We start from the raw sequence: 1,483 nt of genomic DNA, 5'->3' as shown, positions 1-1,483 counted from the left end.
AATTAGAGATTATAAGGAAGAGCTTTTCTCTAATTATTGCTCAAGAATTTATTATCTTTTCATTCTCAAAGCAGAACTACGTTTAACCCTGAGTTACCCACAATATGACAAAACCTATGAAAATCGTTACAATCATTTTAACTTTTTTGATTTCTTTCAACATTTTTGGACAAAAGTTTATTAACCAAATTCAAGTTGGAGAAAAAATGCCGTCCGAAATAAAAATTGGTGGATTTATAGAGCAAAATTCATCTGATTGCGAGTGTAGGACTTTTTCAATCGACTACGGTTATGACATTTATGACCCAGCAACAATAAGACTATTGCAAAGAGAAAAAGGAGCTAAATTAGGTAGCGTTATTGCCTTACATTATAATTCTAAAAATATTATAACAGGTAAGATTGTAATCGATATGTATTATAACGAGGATTATGTTCCTGTTTTTTTAAAACAAGATTATGAATATGACTTAAAACTCATAAATCAATTCGAAGATTTTGAATTTATAGAAAATAACTTTGAGACTGACTTATATTATTATTCCTACTTAATGAAAAACTATGAAGTTGACGGATTAACTGTTATTAGAACAAAAGGAGTTGTTAAAAACTATCGTATTGAAGAAACATACATTCCTAACTCGTCTTACGAACCCAGATATAAACTTAAAAACACAAGTTCTGAACCAACTCAAATTGCGGAAAGTTTTGGAGACCTTGACAAAGACGGAATAGCAGAAAAAGTTGTCATTATTGACACAGGAATTGAACTGAACGCAGGAACAGAAAGACAATTATTAATTTATAAAAAGTTAAATAATGAATGGAAACTTTGGCATACTTCAGTAGGTGTAATAGTTCAAGGAGGCTTAATGAATTCATCTTTTGAAAATTTATCAATAGAAAGAGGTTGTATAGTCATTAGACATTTTGGTGGCTCAAGAAGTAAATGGTTTTACACTCATAGATTTAGATACCAAAACAACGATTGGGAATTAATCGGAGCTACAATTGACAATTACACAATGTGTGAGCTATCTGAAAAATTTGACTATAATTTTTCGACAGGCAAAATGATTTATACAAAAGAAACAGAAACTTGTGAAGAAGGAGAAGACGCTAAAGTTATAAATACCGAAAACATCGAATTCAAGAAAAAGTTGGCGGAATTACCAAAAATGGACGGATTTAAAGTTGGAGAAAATTTAATAATGTTCACGAATTCTGAAAAACAATTTTATTACTAAAAAAAGAAAATACTGTGGGCAACAATGTATAACCGCAATTACGGCGGATTCGACTACGTCCGAATCCACTCGGAATTGCTAACACCAGTGCTAAACCGAAAATAAACGCATATTAAGCCGTAACTGACGGTTATACGAGACCGATGGAACACATTCGCCGATGGCGAACTTTAATCTACGCTGCTTCGCAGACAATGCATCTTAAAGTAAATGTGTTCCATCTCAGGGTTAAACCA

Annotated in this window: 2 protein-coding genes; both read left to right on the top strand. The window is 32.0% G+C overall.

Features of this window, described 5'->3' with window-relative positions:
* Window positions 1-184 (top strand): hypothetical protein (locus DFQ02_RS15285; protein WP_220340324.1); only part of this gene is annotated, 184 nt, incomplete at its 5' end.
* A 22-nt stretch (window positions 185-206) separates the two neighbouring features.
* Window positions 207-1,247, top strand: a complete 1,041-nt coding sequence (locus tag DFQ02_RS14985; protein ID WP_220340322.1) for a hypothetical protein — start codon at window positions 207-209, stop codon at window positions 1,245-1,247.
* The last annotated feature ends 236 nt before the right edge of the window (window positions 1,248-1,483 follow it).

The organism is Seonamhaeicola aphaedonensis, assembly GCF_003386195.1.
In the GTDB taxonomy this organism is placed as follows: Bacteria; Bacteroidota; Bacteroidia; order Flavobacteriales; family Flavobacteriaceae; genus Seonamhaeicola; species Seonamhaeicola aphaedonensis.
The sequence above is the reverse complement of the archived record's forward strand: the minus strand, read 5'-3'. Positions and strand labels throughout refer to the sequence as shown.

Excerpts from the sequence above, each read along its gene's own strand:
- DFQ02_RS14985 (WP_220340322.1), top strand. The coding sequence starts at position 207 with ATGCCGTCCGAAATAAAAATTGGTGGATTTATAGAGCAAAATTCATCT.